This window comes from Streptomyces sp. SID5785, assembly GCF_009870065.1.
Lineage (GTDB): Bacteria > Actinomycetota > Actinomycetes > Streptomycetales > Streptomycetaceae > Streptomyces.
In genome coordinates this window covers 1-1545 of sequence record NZ_WWIA01000944.1, presented here as the reverse complement: position 1 = coordinate 1545, position 1545 = coordinate 1, and the positions used below count along the sequence as shown (strand labels likewise).

Below are 1545 nucleotides of genomic sequence, written 5' to 3'. Positions count from 1 at the left end.
CCGGGCGGCCGAAGCCGCGGGGGCTCCCGCGGCGGGGGCGAGCGCCGCGCAGTCGCCGTCGTCGGCCGCCGCGCCCCGAGGCACCTGGGACCGGTTCAAGCTCTCGCCGGCCGATCGCACGGTGCGACCCTCCGCCGTGCGGAGAACCACCGGATCGGTCGACGGCGCCAAGACTCTGGCGGCCGGGAAGCACGGCGCCACCGCGACGCGACTGCGAGGCAAGGGCGCGTCTGTGACACTCGACTTCGGCCTGGAGGTGGGAGGCCACGTCACGATCACCCTCGGGCCCGGCACGGACCCCGGCCAGGCCCTCGGCCTCACGTACAGCGAGCTGTCCACGTACATCAGCACGACCTCGAGCGACGGGTCCAACGGCGGGACGAACGACGAACCCCCGGTCACCTACACGGCGTTGCCCGGCGGGCGCATCGACACCGCGACGTCGAACCCGACCGGGGGCACCGGCGCCACGCAGAACCCCGCGTCCCAACTGCGCGGCGGATTCCGCTATCTCACGCTGGTGAACCAGGGCGACGGGACGGTCGAGATCACGGGCGTCAGTGTCGACCTCGCCTTCGCGCCGAACACGGCGGACCTGCGCGCCTACCCCAACTACTTCTCCTGCGACGACGACCTGCTCACTCGCATCTGGTACGCGGGCGCCTACACGGTGCAGACCAACATCGTCGCGACGCACCAGGGCCGGGTGTGGGGACCGCCGGAGCTCGGCTGGGACAACAGCGCCCGGATCGGCGAGCTCGGCGACACCGTCCTGGTCGACGGTGCGAAGCGGGACCGCACGGTCTGGCCCGGCGACCTCGGCATCTCGGGACTCACGGACTACGTCTCGCTCGGCGACACCGTGACCATGCGCAACTCGCTCCAGACGCTGTACAACCACCAGGCGGAGAGCGGGGCGCTGCCGTACGCGGGACCCGCCGTCAACTTCATCGGCAATTCCGACGCGTACCACCTGTGGACGCTCATCGGCACCGCCGAGTACGTAGAGTTCAGCGGCGACCTGACGTGGGCCAGGAAGATCTCCGGCGGGTTCAGGCGCGCCCTCGACCACATCACCGCCAAGATCGACGACGACGGCCTCCTGAACGTCACGGCCTCCAGCGACTGGGCCCGCCGGGACAGCGACGGCAAGAACCTCGAGGCGAACGCGATCATGTACCGCGCGCTTCTCGCCTGCGCGGGACTGGCCACAGCCCTCGACGACCGTGCCACCGCCGCCGCATGCACCGAGAAGGCCACGGCCCTGAAGGCGGCGGTCGAGGACGCGGGCTACTGGGACGCCGCCAAGGGCCTGTACCGCGACAAGCCCGCGTCGACGCTCTACCCGCAGGACGCCAACGCGCTCGCCCTCTGGTTCGGACTCGTCGACGACGCGGAGCGGGCCAGGACCATCAGCGAGGCACTGGTGCGGCGCTGGACCAGGACGGGCGCGCTGAGCCCGGAGAAGACCGACACCTCGGTCCACCCGTTCCCCGGAAGCATGGAGGTCCACGCCCACTTCGCCGCGGGCCGCGCCCGGACGGC

Annotated in this window: 1 pseudogene; it reads left to right on the top strand. The window is 71.6% G+C overall.

The window, feature by feature from the left end:
- Positions 1–136 precede the first annotated feature (136 nt).
- Positions 137–1545: pseudogene (locus tag GTW43_RS30855) on the top strand (alpha-L-rhamnosidase); the annotation flags it as partial.